This window comes from Acidovorax sp. A79 (genome assembly GCF_041154505.1).
In the GTDB taxonomy this organism is placed as follows: domain Bacteria; phylum Pseudomonadota; class Gammaproteobacteria; order Burkholderiales; family Burkholderiaceae_C; genus Acidovorax.
Genome location: NZ_AP028672.1, coordinates 4,234,269 through 4,251,043 on the forward strand (window position 1 = coordinate 4,234,269; position 16,775 = coordinate 4,251,043).

The 16,775-nt window shown below is 65.2% G+C and carries 18 protein-coding genes; 7 read left to right on the forward strand and 11 right to left on the reverse strand.

All coding sequences use genetic code 11. The features are described 5' to 3' along the window. The first annotated feature begins 747 nt into the window (after positions 1-747). On the forward strand, positions 748-1,692 hold the full coding sequence (locus tag ACAM51_RS19425) for an isopenicillin N synthase family oxygenase (RefSeq protein WP_255594599.1): 945 nt from the start codon (positions 748-750) through the stop codon (positions 1,690-1,692). 113 nt (positions 1,693-1,805) lie between these two features. Here ACAM51_RS19425 and ACAM51_RS19430 read toward each other — a convergent pair whose 3' ends face one another. The 11 genes from ACAM51_RS19430 to ACAM51_RS19480 all read right to left on the reverse strand — a co-directional run bounded on the left by ACAM51_RS19430 (position 1,806) and on the right by ACAM51_RS19480 (position 9,330). Further along, entirely contained in the window at positions 1,806-2,105 is a 300-nt protein-coding gene (locus ACAM51_RS19430) for a putative quinol monooxygenase (protein ID WP_369641587.1), read from the reverse strand. Between the two features lie 43 nt (positions 2,106-2,148). Beyond that, complete coding sequence (locus ACAM51_RS19435) at positions 2,149-2,958, reverse strand: SDR family NAD(P)-dependent oxidoreductase (RefSeq protein WP_369641588.1); 810 nt, start codon at positions 2,956-2,958, stop codon at positions 2,149-2,151. After that, a complete protein-coding gene (locus ACAM51_RS19440) occupies positions 2,958-3,461 on the reverse strand; it encodes a nuclear transport factor 2 family protein (protein WP_369641589.1) in 504 nt (167 codons plus the stop codon). The genes ACAM51_RS19435 and ACAM51_RS19440 overlap by 1 nt, the downstream gene beginning before the upstream one ends. Further along, entirely contained in the window at positions 3,458-3,628 is a 171-nt protein-coding gene (locus tag ACAM51_RS19445) for a hypothetical protein (RefSeq protein WP_255591320.1), read from the reverse strand. The genes ACAM51_RS19440 and ACAM51_RS19445 overlap by 4 nt, the downstream gene beginning before the upstream one ends. Further along, positions 3,595-3,774, reverse strand: coding sequence for a hypothetical protein (locus tag ACAM51_RS19450; RefSeq protein ID WP_369641590.1), 180 nt, complete (start codon positions 3,772-3,774; stop codon positions 3,595-3,597). The genes ACAM51_RS19445 and ACAM51_RS19450 overlap by 34 nt, the downstream gene beginning before the upstream one ends. 127 nt (positions 3,775-3,901) lie before the next feature. After that, positions 3,902-4,870, reverse strand: coding sequence for a Bug family tripartite tricarboxylate transporter substrate binding protein (locus tag ACAM51_RS19455; protein WP_369641591.1), 969 nt, complete (start codon positions 4,868-4,870; stop codon positions 3,902-3,904). A 104-nt stretch (positions 4,871-4,974) separates the two neighbouring features. Beyond that, positions 4,975-5,790, reverse strand: a complete 816-nt coding sequence (locus tag ACAM51_RS19460; protein ID WP_218293362.1) for an SDR family NAD(P)-dependent oxidoreductase — start codon at positions 5,788-5,790, stop codon at positions 4,975-4,977. Positions 5,791-5,842: 52 nt separating this feature from the next. Further along, positions 5,843-6,652: an enoyl-CoA hydratase/isomerase family protein gene (locus tag ACAM51_RS19465; RefSeq protein WP_369641592.1), complete on the reverse strand. Its 810-nt coding sequence runs from the start codon at positions 6,650-6,652 to the stop codon at positions 5,843-5,845. Positions 6,653-6,686: 34 nt separating this feature from the next. Then, on the reverse strand, positions 6,687-7,862 hold the full coding sequence (locus tag ACAM51_RS19470; RefSeq protein WP_369641593.1) for a thiolase family protein: 1,176 nt from the start codon (positions 7,860-7,862) through the stop codon (positions 6,687-6,689). Continuing rightward, positions 7,859-8,290: a hypothetical protein gene (locus ACAM51_RS19475; RefSeq protein WP_255591222.1), complete on the reverse strand. Its 432-nt coding sequence runs from the start codon at positions 8,288-8,290 to the stop codon at positions 7,859-7,861. Before ACAM51_RS19475 ends, ACAM51_RS19470 begins: the two co-directional genes overlap by 4 nt. 59 nt (positions 8,291-8,349) lie before the next feature. Beyond that, a complete protein-coding gene (locus ACAM51_RS19480) occupies positions 8,350-9,330 on the reverse strand; it encodes a Bug family tripartite tricarboxylate transporter substrate binding protein (protein WP_369641594.1) in 981 nt (326 codons plus the stop codon). A 188-nt stretch (positions 9,331-9,518) separates the two neighbouring features. Between ACAM51_RS19480 and ACAM51_RS19485 the strand changes: the two genes are divergently transcribed. Genes ACAM51_RS19485 through ACAM51_RS19510 form a run of 6 tightly spaced genes read left to right on the forward strand, consistent with a single transcriptional unit; the run spans position 9,519 to position 16,720 of the window. Next, positions 9,519-10,331, forward strand: a complete 813-nt coding sequence (locus ACAM51_RS19485; protein WP_369641595.1) for an IclR family transcriptional regulator — start codon at positions 9,519-9,521, stop codon at positions 10,329-10,331. A 48-nt stretch (positions 10,332-10,379) separates the two neighbouring features. Further along, positions 10,380-11,516, forward strand: a complete 1,137-nt coding sequence (locus tag ACAM51_RS19490; RefSeq protein ID WP_218294398.1) for an acyl-CoA dehydrogenase family protein — start codon at positions 10,380-10,382, stop codon at positions 11,514-11,516. A gap of 37 nt (positions 11,517-11,553) precedes the next feature. After that, positions 11,554-13,668 (forward strand): acetate--CoA ligase family protein, encoded by a 2,115-nt coding sequence (locus ACAM51_RS19495; RefSeq protein WP_369641596.1) that lies wholly within the window; start codon positions 11,554-11,556, stop codon positions 13,666-13,668. Next, complete coding sequence (locus ACAM51_RS19500) at positions 13,665-14,771, forward strand: CaiB/BaiF CoA-transferase family protein (RefSeq protein ID WP_218340386.1); 1,107 nt, start codon at positions 13,665-13,667, stop codon at positions 14,769-14,771. The genes ACAM51_RS19495 and ACAM51_RS19500 overlap by 4 nt, the downstream gene beginning before the upstream one ends. Before the next feature lie 3 nt (positions 14,772-14,774). Then, on the forward strand, positions 14,775-15,785 hold the full coding sequence (locus ACAM51_RS19505) for a nitronate monooxygenase family protein (protein WP_218293369.1): 1,011 nt from the start codon (positions 14,775-14,777) through the stop codon (positions 15,783-15,785). Then, a complete protein-coding gene (locus tag ACAM51_RS19510; protein ID WP_369641597.1) occupies positions 15,782-16,720 on the forward strand; it encodes an NAD(P)H-dependent flavin oxidoreductase in 939 nt (312 codons plus the stop codon). Before ACAM51_RS19505 ends, ACAM51_RS19510 begins: the two co-directional genes overlap by 4 nt. Positions 16,721-16,775: the final 55 nt, after the last annotated feature.

Consider the following 16,775-nt stretch of genomic DNA (forward strand, 5'->3'; position numbering starts at 1 on the left):
CAACATGGTGGTGGCCCAGGTTCGGTGGAATGCCCTGTACCCACAGGCGTGTGCCGCCGCGGTACCGGGTCGAACTGAGCAATTTCCGGGCGCTACCACCCGCAAGGGATGGCAGCGCTGAACGCTTCTACTCGGCAGGAGCTGATGCAGAAAGCGTGCCCGGTGTCGCGAAAGCGCTGCGCCGTGCTGAGCGCCAGGCACGTTTTGCCCAGATCTTGCCTTGGCGCAAGCCGCTGCGGGGCCCCCTGTGCGCTGGAGCTGGCAAGCGCTGGGCACGCATTTGCGGTGCGCAGGCTTGGTGCGCCGCTGCCCTGGTTTGGTGAGTGTCCGGGCCTTGGGCCGCATGGCGCGGTGCGGCTTTCCTATGGAGTGCGCGACGGCATTGCTGGCCTGCCGTTTGCTAGCATCCGGGGTAAGAGTAGAAGCGTTCAGTCCAGCCCATCCGCATTGCGTGGACCGGCTGGCGGGTCATTGCTCTTGAAGCCGGTGGCGGCTTGCGTGCGGTGCGTGGTGCCTGTTGAAGGCCCGCGCAGCCTGCGGGCCGTTGCCATTGTCCCCTTCAAGAGCCACATGGCGCCGTGCCGCAACTTCACTCCTTGCTGCGGCCTGCCGTGTGCCTTGTTGCCATTGACGACTCAACGAGGAAATCACGCCATGCACAGCACTGCCGCAACCCCCACCACATCCCCCGTCTACGAACCGACCGTCGCCCCCGACGTGCTGGGCGAGCTCGAAAAAGAATCGCGCATGGGCGGCGCGATGGACGGCGAGACCTCCACGCGCGAAGTGCGCTGCATCGACATCTCCGACTTCGACAACCGCAAAGAGGAAATCGCCGAGCAGCTGTGGAGCGCGTCGGTCGACATCGGCTTCTTCCAGGTAACGAACCACGGCATCCCCGTCGAGGACATCCGCGCCGCCTTCGCGCGCGCCGAAGCCTTCTTCGACCAGCCCCAGGCCACCAAGGCCCAGTGGCCCCTGGCACGCAATGCCGGCTGGGAGCACAAGGCGCAGATCCGCCCCTCCACGCGTACGCCGGACCAGAAGGAGTCCTACCAGGTCACGCGCCCACGCATGGCGGGCCTCTGGCCCACCGAGGCCGAGCTGCCCGGTTTCCAGGCCGCCACGCTGGCATTCGAGCGCCAGTGCTGGGAAGTGGGCATGCGCCTGCTCTCGTGCTTTGCCTACAAGCTGGGCTTTGATGCGGACTTCTTCACCCGCGCCCACGACCCCGACCTGCCCACCTACCAGAGCACGCTGCGCATGCTGCACTACTTTGCGGTGGATCCGGCGCTCAAGGATGAACTGGGCCTGTGGCGCGCCGGCGCCCACACCGATTTTGACTGCCTCACCCTGCTGTTCCAGCGCCCCGGCCAGGGCGGCCTGCAGGTGCTGCCCGGCAAGGAGGCCGAGGGCCGCCAGTGGACCAGCGTGGAGCCAGCCGAGGGCGTGATCACCTGCAATATCGGCGACATGCTCACGCGCTGGAGCGACGACCAACTGCCCAGCAACTTCCACCGGGTGCGCAACCCTCTGCCGCACGAGTACCAGGGCGCGCGCTACAGCCTGGCTTTCTTCTGCCAAGCCAATGAGGACGCACTCATTGAAGGCCCGGCGAAGAAGTACCCGCCCATCACGGGCGCGGAGTACCTGCGCCAGCGCATCAGCGCGAACTTCTCGAATAGGTACTGACCACAACGCCGTGGGCTGTGTTGAATCGTCGCGGGGCCTCAAACGCGTCTCGGAAAATTTGATCCAAATACCTTGCTCCGCTTGCTGGATTGCCTCGTCTTGGACCAACGCCGTCAGCGTATGGAAATCACTTCCGCTTCGTATACATCAATCTGCGGAGCCTCCTCACACAAGCTTGCCATCGAGTGTGCGAAATCGCGCGAGGCTTCTACTCGGAAATGGGCCTGCAACGCGGCCAGGTCGCTCCAGCGCTCAATGAACACAAAGCGCAGCGGCTGCTGCGCGTCGCGGCTCACCTCGTGGGACACGCATCCCGCCTCCATCCGGGAGCGCAGGACATGCGCCAGGGCCAGCCGCTCAACGGTGTCCTCCGTGTCCTTGCGTGCGATCACATGGCCGGTAACGATGATCATGGTGTGCCTTCCTGTCGTCGGTGGTTGAAATGATGATGCCGCGCTAGCGCGCGCTGGCGCCGCCGTCGATAGGGATGATGGCACCGGTCATGTAGCTCGAGGCGGGTGACGCCAGCAGCAACGCAAGCCCCTGGATCTCGTGCGGCTGGGCGATACGGCCAAGCGGGATGTAGGTGCGCATGCGTTCGGCGCTTTCCGGCAGGCGCAGGCGTCCTCCGTTGATGCCGGTGGCAAATGGGCCGGGGGCGATGGCGTTCACCAGGATGTTGAAGGGCGCCAGCTCGATGGCCGCCTGGCGCACGACGTTGTTCACCGCAGCCTTGGAGGCCACGTAGGCATATCCGGAGTGCGCCTCCGCCCGCAGCCCCGCGATGGACGAGGTCACGATGATTCGCCCCTGGCCCCGGGGCTTCATGTGGCGGGTGGCCGCGCGCAACGTGGCCAGCACGCCGCTCAGGTTCACCTGGAGCACCCGCTCCCAAGAAGCCGGGTCCACGTTCTCCAGGCGCCCAGGCTCCACCAGGAATCCGCGCCCGGCGCTCATGCCCGCGTTGGCGAACACGCAATCGATGGGCCCCTCTGCCGCCATCGCGTCGATGTTGCGGTCCACATCGGCGCCATCGCTCACGTCGATCACCCGCTGCTGCACCTTCGCGTGCGTCTTGCGCAGGCGGTGCACCTCGGCGTCCAATGCCTGGGCGTCGCTGTCGGACAGCACGACTTCCGCGCCCGCGTCCAGCAGGGCTTCTGCAATGGCCAGCCCGAGGCCACTGGCGGCACCGGTCACGAGCGCACGTTGGCCGGTCAGATCGAACAAGGAAGGCAACAAGGCCATGGCGGCTCTGCTGTGCATCAACGCTCCACCTGCAGGGGAATGAGGTGGTCCCAGCGCTCGGCAGCCTCGATCATGTAGTGCACGCTCAAGGTGACGCGTTGAAAGAACCACTGCCCATCCAGATGGATGTACTCGTCGTCAAAGCGGCCCACCACGTAGTAGCTCTTGCCGTCCCGCACGGGCCGACCGTCCAGGTAGCTGGACCCCGTGCCCCGGTCGCCCTGCACCTGCACGACATGGCTATGGATGAACTGCCGGGCCGATTGGACCGGAAACGCAGCGAAGAACGCACGGATGTTGTCCCGGCCCCGCACCTCAGGACGCCCGCCGTAGGCGACGTAGGCATCGGGGGCAAACAATTCGTAGAGGCGGTTCCCCGCATCCTCATTCACCATTTCGTGGTATCGGGCGCGCAGCGCGCGGATGGCTTCAATGCTCTCCATGCGTTCAACGCGTTCCGTGAGCGCTCGGACAAGGTCCTGCGAGGCTGAAAGGTCGGCTGGTGGGTGGACTGCGGTCACTGAAGACTCTCCTGGTGAATGTGGTGGAAATCGCCCATGATCTTTTGGCTGCGGTCCCTCACGGACGCACCCGTGTGGGCATGGGGAATGACGTAGAAGCGGCGCGCATGAATCGCCTCGACCGCGGCGCGCGCTACATCCTCGGCACTGATGGCAGAAGCGGCCATGCCAGCACGCACCGCCAGTCGTCGTCCGTGGCATTCCAGGCTGTCCCGAGCACCGCCACGCCGGCGTTGTTGAATAGCCAGTCCACACCGCCCCACCGGTTCCAGCTGGCCTCGGCCAGCCGCTCCACGTCCGTGGCGTCGGACACGTCGCAACACTGCGCCAGGCAGGCGGCGCCTGCACCACCGCCATGCCTTCGCGGGCACAGGCCAGCGCGAGCGCGCGTCCGATGCCGCTGCCCGCGCCGGTGACAACGGCTACTTGGGGCGTCGGCATCAGAGACTCGCTCGGGACTTGCGGACCACCTCGCCCCACTTGGCGGCCTCGGCGGCAACGAAGGGGGCAAACTGCTCGTGCGGCATGCCCATCTTGACGCTCGAAACCGCGTCCAGCGACGCCGTGACCTCGGGCGAGTTCAGTGCCTGGCCCACCGCATCGGACAAGCGCTTGACGATGGGCGCAGGCGTGTTGGCTGGTGCAAAGACACCGCCCCAGTTCATGGCCACCACGCTGGGGATTCCGGCCTCGGCCATGGTGGGCACATTGGCGAGCACGGTCAGGCGGCTGGTGCTGGTGACGACCAGCGCGGCAATTTTCCCGTCCCGGATCTGTGCCCGGGAGGTCTGCACGTAGTCGAACATCACATCGAGGTTGCCGGCGATCAGATCGACCATGGCCGCTGTGCTCGACTTGTAGGGTATATGGTTGAAGCGCGCGCCGGTCTGGGTTTGCAATAGTTCCAGGCAAAGGTGCGCTGACGTACCGTTGCCACCAGACCCAAAGTTGAGTTTTCCTGGTTTCTGCTTGCCGAACGCGATCACATCGGCCATGGTGCTGAACTTCAGGCCTGGATGGGAGACCAGAACGTTGGCGTTCCCCGTCAGACCGTGGATGGCCACGAAGTCCTTGACCGGGTCGTAGCGAATGTTCTTGAAGAGGGCGGTGTTGGTGCCCTGCATGCCCTGCGTTCCGATCAGGAGGGTGTACCCGTCGGGCGCCGCACGGGCCACGAATTCGGCGCCGATGGACCCGCTCACACCGACCCGGTTGTCGATGACCATGGGCTGGCCCAGGTTGTCGCTCAGCGCCCGTGCGATCAAACGGGCCTGGACATCGACCACGCTTCCCGCGGAGAAGGGCACGACCAGTGTGATGGGGCGCTGCGGGTAAGCGTTCTGTGCAAATACCGGGGGCGAGAGTGCCAAAGCACCCATGGATGCCGAGAAATGGCGGCGGTTCATCATGGTCTTGTCTCCTTGTTGTGTGTTCGGCAGTGCCGCGTGTGAATGCAGCACCTCTCACCACATGATCGGAACCGAAGTGGCTTGCTGGAGCGTTTCGCCCTGCTTCAAACCATCGCGAACCCGCCGGATGCACCGATGGTCTGCCCCGTGATGAACAGCGCGCGGTCTGACGCCAGGAACGCGACGATGCCGGACACGTCCGTTGGGCGGGAGAGGCGCCCCACGCCCTTGGAGATGGGGTATGCGTTGAGCATCTTGCCCAGCAGCTCGTTGTTTTCCACCGTGGCGTGGATGTTCAGCGGGCCGTCCTTGATGCCCTCGTGGGACACGGCGCCAAGGGCCACCGAGTTGACCGTGACGGCGTGGCGGCCGTGCTCCCGCGCGAGGGCCTTGGCGAACCCGGCAATCGCCGCCTTGGCGCCCGAGTAAACGGCCATGTTGGCCTCGCCGATGCGGCCTGCTTCCGAGATGATGTTGATGATGCGGCCCGTCTTGCGCCCGACCATGCCGGGCAGCACGGCGCGGCAGCAGTGCATGGTGCCGTAGACGTTGAGGTTCACGATCTTGGCCCAGTCCACCACGGGTGTATCCACGAAGGCGGGTGTGCGGCCACCTTTCTCGCGGCGCTCGGGAATGATCCCCGCGTTGTTCACCAGCACGGTGATGGGCGCGCCGAAGTGCTGGGCAGCACCTGCCACCATGGCATCGACCTCCTCAAGTTGGGTGATGTCCGCAGGCGCTGCATAGGCCTTTCCGCCAGCGGCGTTGATTTCATCAACCACCGCTTGGGCACGCTCGGCAAAAAGGTCGTTCACCACCACGCGCGCCCCTTCGGCTGCGAGTTCGATGCAAATTTGCCTGCCCACGCCTTGTCCGCCGCCAGTGACGAGAGCGACCTGTCCGTTCAATCCGAGTTCCATGGGATTCCTTTCGTGCGTGTTGTCTGAATGAAGTCACCAGTGCGGTATTGCACTAGCGTCCTTTGAATTGGGGTTCGCGTTTCTCGACGAAGGCGCGCATGCCCTCGATGCGGTCTTCGCTGTCCACGATCATTGCGGCCGCGTAGCGTTCGTACTCCAGGCCCGAGTCCAGGTCGGTCTGCATGCCGCGGTTGATGGCGCGCTTGGCGAAACGGACTGCCAGCGGGGGGTGTTGCGCTATGCGCTGGGTCAGTTCCAGCGCAGCCGTCATCAGCTCGGCCTGCGGCACCACACGGCTGACCAGGCCGTAGCGCAGCGCCGTCTCTGCATCCACCAGGTCGGCCGTCAGGATCAGTTCCTTGGCCCGGGCTTCACCCACCAGCCGTGGCAGCCGCTGCGTGCCACCGGCCGCCGGGATGACTCCCAGCTTGATTTCTGGCAAGCCGAAGCGCGCGTGGGAGGCCGCGATGCGCAGGTCACAACACAGCGCAATCTCCAGCCCGCCGCCCAGGGCCACGCCGTTGATGGCAGCGATGACGGGCTTCTCGAACTCTTCGATGTTGCGAAACAGTTCGTGGGTCGCCTTCTGGCGCACGAAGTACTCCGTGCCGCGCACCACGTCGGTGGCGCGCTCCTTGATGTCGGCGCCCGCGCAGAACGCCTTGTCGCCGCTGCCGGTGATCAGAACCGCGCGCACTTGGTCGTCGTTGCGGGCCAGTTCGAAGAAGGCGCGGGCGAGGTCGGGCTTCATCGTGCTGCCCAGCGTGTTCATGCGCTCGGGCCGGTTGAGGGTGATCACGGCCACGCGGTCGCGCACCTCATAGAGCAATGTGCCCAGGTCCTGGATGTCAGGGGTAGTCATTGGATTGCTTTCCACAAAGAAGTGTGCGGCGCCGTCAGGCCGATGCCGACAGCACGTGGGCGACGGAGACCGAGCCGAGCCCGATCATGTGGGCCATGCCCCAGCGCGCGTTGGGGTGCTGGCGACCCTCCGCCTCGCCCCGCAGCTGGCGCGTGATTTCTGCCAACTGGCCGATGCCCGTGGGCCCGAGTGGGTGGCCCATGCCGATCAGGCCGCCTGATGCGTTGATGGCGCAGCGGCCACCGATGTGCGAAGCGCCACGCGCCAGATAGCGGGCGCCCTCGCCTGGGTCGCACACACCGATGGCTTCGCTGTACAACAGCTCTTCCACGGAGAAGGCGTCGTGCAGCTCCAGAAGATCGAGCTCCTTGGGCGCAATGCCCGCTTGTTCAAAGGCAGCCTCCGCGCTGGTGCGGACCAGCTCCACAGCGCTGTCGCCGTACTGCACCTCGGGGCGCTCGCTGCCTGCCACGGAAGCCTTCACGCGCACGCAGCGCCGCGCATCCAGTCCCAGCTTTCGGATGGCGTTACCGGAAACCAGCATCACCGCCGCGGCCCCTTCGCCGCGTGGACAGCATTGCTGCACTGTGAGGTCGCCCACCACGCGCGGCGATGCGAGCACCTGCTCCAGCGTCCGGGGCTTGCGAAACTGAGCAAACGGATTGCGCGCTGCGTTGCCGTGGTTCTTCACCGCCACGCCGGCCATCTCCTCCACGGAGGCGCCGCGCTCGCGCAGGTAGGTGCGCGCCATCATCGCGAACTTCACCGCCGGAATGGTGGCGGTCTCGCTGAGCCTTTCCAGTCCGTCCTTGTTGGCAGCGCGGCGCCCGTCACCGTGCTTGTCCACGCCCACCGCCAGCACCACATCGCTCATGCCGCTAGCCACCTCCATGCATGCCTGCCGGAAAGCGAACGATCCAGAGGCCGACGCGTTTTCCACCTGCGTCACCGCCAGACCCGTGGATCCCAGGTGGCGCAGCATCACGCGGCCGGCGGCCATGCCAATCGAGGTTGTGCCCACGTAGGCACTCTGCACACGGGCCCAGGAAACACCCGAGTCCTCGAGTGCGGCACGCACAGCCCTGAGGCCCAGCTCGATGTAAGGTGTCTCGGTGGGGAACTGATAGGGGTGCAGACCGACACCGGCGATGAACACACCGCCATGGGCATCCAGCCAGTTGCCTGCAGTGGATTGATTGGTATTGCTCACTGCACGGCTCCTTCATTCGCGGGCACAAAGCGGCAGGCGTAAACACCTTCTTCCCGCTTCACCTCGGCAACGGCACGAACCGCCATGCCGTGCTTCAGCGCCGTCTCGTCCCCAACGGCCATCACACCTTCTTCGACGATGCCGGGCGCGATGCGGATGTCTCCAGCAATGCTGGGCGCCGCCATGCCAGGCAACAGCGGCACGTGCAGGGTCACGAACTCCAGCAACTCTCCGCCCCCCGGGCGCGTGACGCGTTGCGCTCCGCTCAGCGGGTCTCCGCAGTGCATGCATCCCGGTGCGTTGGCAGGAAAACTCATCCCACCGCAGGCGCCGCACTGCGCAAAGAAGAAGTTGAGCGAGTGGCCGTCATCAGCCAGCTCATACAGAGTCGGCTGTAACGGCTTCAAGGAGGTCTTTGAATCGGTCATAGAAAGAAGGGGGTGAAAGGGAAAGGTGCGGGGGCGGGCATGTAGTGCCCGCGACCCCGTCAATCGAGCTTGGCGCCCGACTGCTGAACAACCGCACGCCACCGGGTCATCTCCGATTTCACGAAGGCACCCAGCTTGGCGTCGCGCAGGCCGGCGAGCGGGACACTGCCGAATTTCTCGGTGGCTTGCAGCATTTCGGGGTGAACGATGGCCTTGGCGATCTCGTCGCCCAGGCGCTTCACGATGTCCGGCGGCGTCTTGGTCGGAACGAACACCGCGCCCCAGGCCGTGGATTCCGCTTCGGGAACGCCCAGCTCGCCCACGGTGGGCACGTCGGGGGAGCTGGACAAACGCTTTTTGGAGGTGACCGCCAGCGCCTTGAGCTTGTTCGCCTGCACCTGGGGCAACACCACCGCCGGGTAGTCGAACATCAGGTCGATGCTCCCGGCCATCAGGTCGCTCAGTGCCGGCGCGCTGCCGCGGTATGGCACATGGGTCATCTTGATGCCCGCGGCGGTCTGGAACAACTCGGCCGTCAGGTGGGTGCCCGTGCCTGGACCGGCGGAGCCGTAGTTGAGCTTGCCGGGATTGGCCTTGGCATAGGCGATCAGCTCGGGCACCGTCTTGAACGGGCGTGAGGGGTTGATCACCAGCATGAGCGGCGTTTCCGACATGGCATGCACGGGCACGAAGTCCGTCATGGGGTCGTAGCGCACGTTCTTGTACAGCGCCAGATTGGCGCCATGCGTTCCCTGCGTGCCGTAAATGATGGTGTAGCCGTCTGGTGGCTGGCGCGAAGCCGACTCCACACCGATGGAGCCACCGGCACCGGGACGGTTGTCCACCACCACCGACTGTCCCAGCTGTGCGCTGAGCAGCTTGGCCAAAAGCCGCGACGTGTTGTCCGTGATGCCCCCGGGTGGGAACGGCACCACGAAGGTGATGGGCTTGCTCGGCCACGCATCTCCTGCTGCATGCAGGACGCCAAAGGCCAACGAGGCAATGACAAAAACAATCAGTTCTCGGAAGGTTCTACGCATGCTTGTCTCCATTTTTGTTGCCACTTCATTGCGGCTGGTCGTAGAATACTTCAATATTTCGTATAAATGCAAGCAATCTTGTGAGCTGCATTCAAAAGAAAATTTGAATCTCATAAGGAATGGTCTGCTGCAATCGCGCTCACCTCAAAGTTATGATTCGTTGACATCTACGAAATACCGGAGAACTTATGCCAACCATTGTCCCCGCCGCTTCTCGCACCATGGCCCTGCTGGAGGTCTTTGCCCGGGAGCGCCGCGAACTCTCCAATTCAGACCTTGCGCGCCTGATGGACCTTCCCGAGAGCAGCTGCTCCGATCTGCTGCACACGCTGCATGAGTTGGGCTACCTGATGCGGACGGCGCGAACCCGACGCTTCTATCCAACGGCCCGTCTGCTCACGATTGCCAAAGGCATCGCTGCGGGTGATTCGCTCTACGCCGTGGCGTCCGAGGCGTGCGAGTTGCTGCGTGACAAGACGGGAGAGACAGGGATGTGCGGCCGCGTGGAGGCGGGCGTGGTCAAGGTACTGGCGTTTGCCGAGGGAACTCATCCGCTGCGCTATGTGGAAAACGTGGGCAACAAGATTGCGTTGCACGTGTCCGCGCTGGGCAAGGCGGCGCTGTCGCTGGGTACACCCGAAGAAGCCGCACGCCAGCTGCGGCTCAAGCCGCTCAAGCAGATCGCCCCCGGGTCCATCACGGACCTCGCAGCACTGGAGGCACAGATCGAACAAGCACGCCAGCAAGGCTGGATCTGGGTGGAAAACGAAGGCTTCGACGGCTTGGCCGCCATCGCCGTCGCTGGCTACCTGGGCGATGAACCCCTCGCGCTGTCGATCGCCGGCCCCACCGAACGCCTTCGCCGTACCAAGGACGCCTGCCTGCAAGCCTTGCAAGAGGTGCAGGCACTTGTGTTCCACCCCCAGAACGCGGCTCCCACGCTGCGCGCCACGGCATCCGGCCGGCGCGGCGCGGGCACCAAAGACACCACCGCCGCCTAGCGGCGGATCCATGCATTCAACCCAGGAGACCTAGCCATGTATGCAACGATGAATTCCGAACAAGAAATGCTGCGCGACAGCGTGCGCCGCTTCATGAAAAGCGAAGTCGCTCCCCGCGTCGCCCAGCACGACAGGGACAAGACCTTTCCCTTCGAGCTTCTCAAGGAGCTGTCGCAGTTCGGATACATCGGCGGCAGGCTGCCCGAGGCCCTGGGCGGCATGGACATGGACCAGATGACCTGGGCGATGCTCATGGAAGAGGCGGGCTACACGTGGCTGTCGTTGCGCACGATGGTGAACATCACCAATGCGGCCATCAACAAGCTGGCCGCAGAGGCGAACGAGGAGCAGCGCGAACGCTTCCTGAAGCCTTTGCTGGCATCTGACCGCCGCGTGTTCAACGCCATCAGCGAGCCAGGCACGGGCTCCAACATCGCCCAGGTCCAGACCCGTGCAGACCTGCAGGGGGACCACTACGTCCTCAACGGCCGAAAACTGTGGATCACGAACGGGGCATTTGGCGACTTCGGCATCGTGGTCGCGCGTACGTTCAGCCCCGACTGCCAGGGGCAGCTCTCCACCTTCCTTGTGGAGCGCGAGGTGTCTCCGTATGAAGTGCGCAACGTCGACACGATGGTGCTGCGCAGCACCGGCACGGCGGAGCTGGCATTCGACAATGTCAAGGTGCCCCGCGAGAACCTGCTGGGCGAGGAAGGCAAGGCGCTCAAGAAGATGCTCATCGGCCTGGACGGCGCCCGTGTCAACATTGCCATGGGTGCGGTCGGCGCCGCGCAAGCGGCCCTCGACCTCTCGATCGACTATGCCCGCACCCGTACACAGTTCGGCAAGCCCATCGGCAGCTTCCAGCTGGTGCAAAAGCTCATCGTGGACATGACGATCCGGGTGGAAGCCGCACGCGCACTGAGCCTGCGTGCCGCTGCCGCGCTGGATGCCAATGCCGATGCGCGCACCGCCTGCTCCATTGCCAAGCTCTACGCCACCGAGGCTGCGCATGAAGTGGCCAGCATGGCACTGCAAGTGCATGGCGGGCTGGGTTACGCCACCGACTACCCCATTGAGCGCATCTTTCGCGACACGCGCGGCGGAACGATTCCCGAAGGCACCACCGAAGTGCAGACCTTGATCGCAGGTCGGGAAATCCTGGGCATCTCGGCGATTGCCTGAGCCTCCACGCCACCCCAATAACGACCAGGAGACAAGATTGACAGACCTTTCACGACTGATCCGCCCTCGCTCGATTGCCCTCGTGGGCGCCTCGGACCGCCCGCAAAGTATCGGCGAGCGCACGCTGACCAATCTGCTGGACCATTCCGAGTTCGACGGAGACATCTACCTCGTCAACCCGACCAAGGCGGAGATCCGCGGGCACCGTTGCTGGCCGAGCGTTGCGTCACTGCCAGCCACGCCCGACGTTGCTGTGATCGTGGTGCCCGCATCCGGCGTGCTGGCCGTGGCGGAGGAATGTGCCAACCGGGGCGTCCTTTTTGCCATCGTGTTGACATCGGGCTTTGGCGAGGCAGGCGAAGAAGGCGAACGCGCTCAGGTGCGCCTCAAGGAAATCGCCGACGGGGGCGGCATGCGCCTGTACGGGCCGAACTGCCCGGGCCTCACCAACGTCAACCACCGCCTGGGACTGACTTTCTCGCCATCCTTCCCGCACGACCTCGTCAAGGGTCCCATTGGCCTGGCCACGCAAGGTGGCGGCCTGGGGCGCAACGTGATGCAGGCCATGGACCGCGGCATTGGCATTGGCCTGTGGGCCTCCACCGGCAACGAGGTGGACTTGCAGGTGGCCGACTTCATCCACTACATGGCCGATGCACCCGACATCAAGGTGATCGTGACCCTGCTGGAAGGCATCAAGGATGGCGCGAAGTTCGTGGCTGCCGTGAACCGCGCAGCCGCCAATGGCAAGCCAGTCATTGCGCTCAAGGTCGGCAAGTCTGAGTACGGGCAAAAGGCGGCGCAATCGCACACAGCGTCCCTCACGGGGTCGGCCGAGGTGAACAGCGCGGTGTTCAGACAGTGCGGTGTGATCGAGGTCGATGACATCGACGAGCTTGTCGATGCAGCCTGGCTGTTCGCACGCGCGGAGCCGCCCCCAAGCGAAGGGGTGGCCATCTACACCTCTTCGGGCGGGACGGCGGCGTTGACGGCGGATGCTGTGGGCACCGCAGGCCTGACCCTCGCTCAGTTCACCCCGCACACGCGGGAGGTGCTGGCCTCGCTGCTTCCCGACTTCGCGGCGCTGGACAACCCGGTGGACACCACCGCCGCCGTGCTGAGCGATGCGGCGCTGATCGAAAAATCGCTGAGCGCGGTGGCCGTGGACCCGAACCTCGGTTGCGTGATCGTTCCGATTGCACTGGACTATGGCGACACCACGATCCAGCTGGCGCGCACCATCATCGCGGCGCAGAAAGGCTGCGCAACACCCATCATTCCCATCTGGATGAGTGACCGCATGGGGGAGGGGTATCGCATGCTGGTCGAAGGCGGTTTCGCCCCGCCGCGTTCGGTGGGCAAAGCCATCAAGGCCATTCAGCGCTGGGTTGAATATGGCCGCTGGAAGCGCTCGCGTGGCACCCAGCCGCCCATGCAGCCTGTGGTCGTTCTGCCGCCAGCCGCCGCCACCCTCAGCCTGTCTGAAGCGCAGGCCAAAGGCCAGCTGCAGGCTGCGGGGATCGGCCTGCTGCCCAACATGCTCGCGTCCACCATGGAAGAAGCGTTGGTGACCGCCAACGCCATGGGCTACCCCGTCGTGGCCAAGATCGCCAGCGAGCAGATCGTCCACAAGTCGGACATCGGCGGCGTCAAGGTGGGGCTGCAAAATGCCGACGAACTGCGCCAGGCCTGGGCGGACATCATGGACGCCGCGAAGCACCACCGGCCCGACGCGCACATCGACGGCCTGCTGATCGAGAAGATGGCGCCCCGCGGCGGGCTGGAGCTGATGGTCGGCGTTACGCGCGACCCGGTGTTCGGCCACGTGATGACCTTCGGCCTGGGGGGCATTTACGTGGAGATCCTGCGCGATGTGACACGCCGCATGTTGCCGCTCAGCGCCAGCGAGGCCGCGGCGATGGTGCGTGAGATGCGGTGCTTTCCCCTGCTGGAAGGTGCGCGCGGCCGCCCAGCGGCGGACCTGGAGGCGCTGCAGACGCTGCTGCTGCGCATCTCGGACTTCGTAATGCACAACGCTGGCCGCATCGAGGAAATGGACCTCAACCCGGTGTGGATTGGCGCACGCGGAGAAGGCGTTTTGCCGCTGGACGCCGTGATCATCGAAAGAACCGCCGAAGGAGCGTCCGCATGACGGCCACCGCCGCCCGGCCGCCGTTGCAGGGCATCACGGTGGTGGATTTCAGCGAGCTGCTGCCGGGGCCGTTTCTGACGCAGAACCTGGCGGAGATGGGCGCACGCATCATCAAGATCGAGCGCCCGCCGCATGGCGACAACGCCCGTCACCTGGGCCAGGGCGCTTTCGAGGCCGTGAACCGGGGCAAGCAGAGCCTGTTGGTGGACCTCAAGGACGAAGCCCAGCGCGACAAGGTCCGCGAGCTGATCGCGTCGGCCGATGTCGTGGTCGAGTCCTACCGCCCTGGCGTGATGGCGCGCCTGGGCTTGGATGCCGCTTCGCTCTGCCAGGCGCATCCGCAACTCATCTATGTGTCTCTCAGCGGCTACGGCCAGACCGGTCCCTGGGCCGACCTGCCGGGGCATGACATCAACTACCTGGCTGCCGCGGGGGTGCTGGCCGTCTCGGGTGCGCCGGACGGCGCACCCGCGCAGAGCTTCGGCCTGCCCGTGGCCGATCTGTGCGGAACCATGTACGCGCTGTCCGCCACACTCGCCGCGCTGTTTCAGCGCCAGGCCACCGGCCGGGGGCAGCACCTGGACGTGGCGCTGGCCGATTGCGCCTTGCACTGGATGAACCCGCGGCTGGGCGCCTACCGCTCCGCAGGCGCAGGCACGCTGCAAGCGCAGCGCGAGGCAACGCTGGTGAAGGCGGCTTACGGCGCCTTCCGGTGCAAGGATGGCCGCTACGTGTCGATTGCTGCGCTGGAGGATCATTTCTGGAAGCGCCTGTGTGCGGTGCTGGACCTGGCTCCCTTCGACGGCGCGAAGTACGCCACCCACAAGGCGAGAAAATCTGTGGCGGATGCGATCAACCTGCGCATCGAGCAGGCCATGCAGCACCTGGATTCGCACGAGGCCTTTGAACTGCTGTGCCGGCACGATGTGCCTGCCGCGCCAGTGGTGCCGCCCGCAGAGTTGGCCGCCCAGCCGCACTTTGCCTCACGCGGCAAATTCGCTCCCGGCGAAGACTTGCCCTTGGTCAGGTTCCCCGTTCCACTCGAGGGAATGGGCGGTGCGGACCTTGCAGGCGCACCGCAGCTCGGCAGTTCAGGCTGGTAGGCCATGGGCAGCGTCTTGCACACGAGGATCACCCGGCTGCTGGGGATCGACCATCCCATCCTGGGCGGCGGCCTCATGTGGCTGTCCGACGCACGGTACGTTGCCGCGCTGGTGAATGCGGGCTGCATGGGCTTCATCACGCCCCGGTCGTACGCCAGCGAAGCGGATTTCCGCGAAGCCCTTGCGCTGTGCTCGGAACTGACCCATGGCAAACGGTTTGGCGTCAACCTCACGCTCTCGCACCGGCCCGAAGCCAACACCATGATTCCGCGCTGGATGGATGCAGCCCTGACGCACGGCGTGAGGATCTTCGAGACAGCCGGACATGCACCGGCGGACCTCATCACCGCTCTTCACAAGGCAGATGCCATCGTCGTTCACAAAGCCTCGAACATCCGCCACGCTCTTTCGGCGGAGCGCGCTGGCGCCGATGCCATTGCCCTGGTCGGCATGGAGGAAGGCGGGCACCCGGGCATGAATGAGCTGCCCACGATGCTCATGGGGGCGCTGGCATACGGCCAGTTCAGCGTGCCGGTGGTGCTGGGCGGCGGCATCGGCCGCGGCAGGCAATTGGCTGCGGTGCTGGCCCAAGGGCTTGACGGCGTACTCGTCGGCAGCCGCTTCCTGGTGTGCGAGGAAATCCAGGCGCACCCCCGCTACAAAGAGCATCTGCTGACCTGCGACGAGCACTCCACGGTGCGGCTGCTGCAATCGCTGGGCACCACCTGGCGCGTGCTGCTCAACGACACTGCGCGCCAGGTTCAGGCCATCGAACGGGCAGGCGCCACCGAACACGCCGCGTTCGGCGACCTCATCAGCGGAACGGTCGCGCGCGACCGCTGCTACGCCGAGGGCGACTGGCGTCATGGCATGGCCTCCCTGGGGCCAGCCATCGCATTCGCCAAGCGTATCGAGCCGCTGCAGGCCATCGTGAACGGCCTGGTGGACGAAGCAGTGCAGGCCATCACGGCCCTGCGCACAGTGCATTCACTGGATTCAATGGAGCAAGAATGAACCGACTGCCTTTCATGGAGCGGCTGGTGGTGCCCGTCATTGCGGCCCCCATGCTGCGTGTCTCGGGAATCGAACTGGTCTCCGCTGCCTGCGCCGCTGGCGTCATCGGCGCATTTCCCACGGCCAACTGCACGTCTCTGGACGAGTTCGAGACCTGGCTTCAGCGGCTTCAGCGCGAGGCCGAAGAACAGCCCAGCCGGGCGCCCTATTGCCCCAATCTCATCATGCGCCGCGACCCCGCACGCCTCAAGGCCGAAGCGGACTTGATCGTGCGCCACGGCGCAGAGCTGGTGATCACCAGCGTCGGGTCGCCCGCGTCGGTGATTCCCATCTTGCACGACGGCGGCTGCCTCGTGTTTGCCGATGTGGCCTCGCTGCACCATGCAGAGCGTGCTCTGGAGGCGGGCGTCGATGGCTTGGTGCTGCTCTCGTCCGGCGCGGGCGGGCACACCGGCTGGGCCAACCCGTTCGCTTTCGTGCGCGCCGTGCGCCAGCTGTTCGATGGCCCCATCGTGCTGTCAGGTGGCCTGTCCGACGGTGTGGCGTTGCGCGCAGCGACGGTCCTGGGTTGCGACCTGGGGTGCGTGGGAACGCGATTCATCGCCACCAAGGAAAGCCTGGCTGGGGGAGACTACAAGCAGATGCTTCTGGAAAGCTCCATGGACGATGTGCTTGCGACGCGTGCCTTTACGGGGTTGCCCGCGAACTTCTTGAAATCGTCCATCGTCCGTGTCGGACTCGACCCCGATGGGCTGGACGAGACGGTATCCGTGCAGGAGGCCCGCAAGAAATTCGGAGGCGGATCTGAAGGACCCGTCATCCAACGGTGGTCGGATCTGTGGAGTGCGGGGCATTCGGTGTCGGGTGTGACGTCCCTGCCGACTGCCGCCGAACTGGTTCAGTCCATGAATGTGGAGTATCGGTCGTTCAAATAGCAGGACTCAGGCTCGAGGCCCTCCGAGGTCAGGCCTCCATTCGTGCAATGCGGCG

Excerpts from the sequence above, each read along its gene's own strand:
- ACAM51_RS19445 (WP_255591320.1), bottom strand. The coding sequence starts at position 3,628 with ATGGCCGCTTCTGCCATCAGTGCCGAGGATGTAGCGCGCGCCGCGGTC.
- ACAM51_RS19475 (WP_255591222.1), bottom strand. The coding sequence starts at position 8,290 with ATGACCGATTCAAAGACCTCCTTGAAGCCGTTACAGCCGACTCTGTAT.
- ACAM51_RS19425 (WP_255594599.1), top strand. The coding sequence starts at position 748 with ATGGGCGGCGCGATGGACGGCGAGACCTCCACGCGCGAAGTGCGCTGC.
- ACAM51_RS19430 (WP_369641587.1), bottom strand. The coding sequence starts at position 2,105 with ATGATCATCGTTACCGGCCATGTGATCGCACGCAAGGACACGGAGGAC.
- ACAM51_RS19490 (WP_218294398.1), top strand. The coding sequence starts at position 10,380 with ATGAATTCCGAACAAGAAATGCTGCGCGACAGCGTGCGCCGCTTCATG.
- ACAM51_RS19485 (WP_369641595.1), top strand. The coding sequence starts at position 9,519 with ATGCCAACCATTGTCCCCGCCGCTTCTCGCACCATGGCCCTGCTGGAG.
- ACAM51_RS19460 (WP_218293362.1), bottom strand. The coding sequence starts at position 5,790 with ATGGAACTCGGATTGAACGGACAGGTCGCTCTCGTCACTGGCGGCGGA.
- ACAM51_RS19435 (WP_369641588.1), bottom strand. The coding sequence starts at position 2,958 with ATGCACAGCAGAGCCGCCATGGCCTTGTTGCCTTCCTTGTTCGATCTG.
- ACAM51_RS19510 (WP_369641597.1), top strand. The coding sequence starts at position 15,782 with ATGAACCGACTGCCTTTCATGGAGCGGCTGGTGGTGCCCGTCATTGCG.
- ACAM51_RS19465 (WP_369641592.1), bottom strand. The coding sequence starts at position 6,652 with ATGACTACCCCTGACATCCAGGACCTGGGCACATTGCTCTATGAGGTG.
- ACAM51_RS19505 (WP_218293369.1), top strand. The coding sequence starts at position 14,775 with ATGGGCAGCGTCTTGCACACGAGGATCACCCGGCTGCTGGGGATCGAC.
- ACAM51_RS19500 (WP_218340386.1), top strand. The coding sequence starts at position 13,665 with ATGACGGCCACCGCCGCCCGGCCGCCGTTGCAGGGCATCACGGTGGTG.
- ACAM51_RS19455 (WP_369641591.1), bottom strand. The coding sequence starts at position 4,870 with ATGATGAACCGCCGCCATTTCTCGGCATCCATGGGTGCTTTGGCACTC.
- ACAM51_RS19480 (WP_369641594.1), bottom strand. The coding sequence starts at position 9,330 with ATGCGTAGAACCTTCCGAGAACTGATTGTTTTTGTCATTGCCTCGTTG.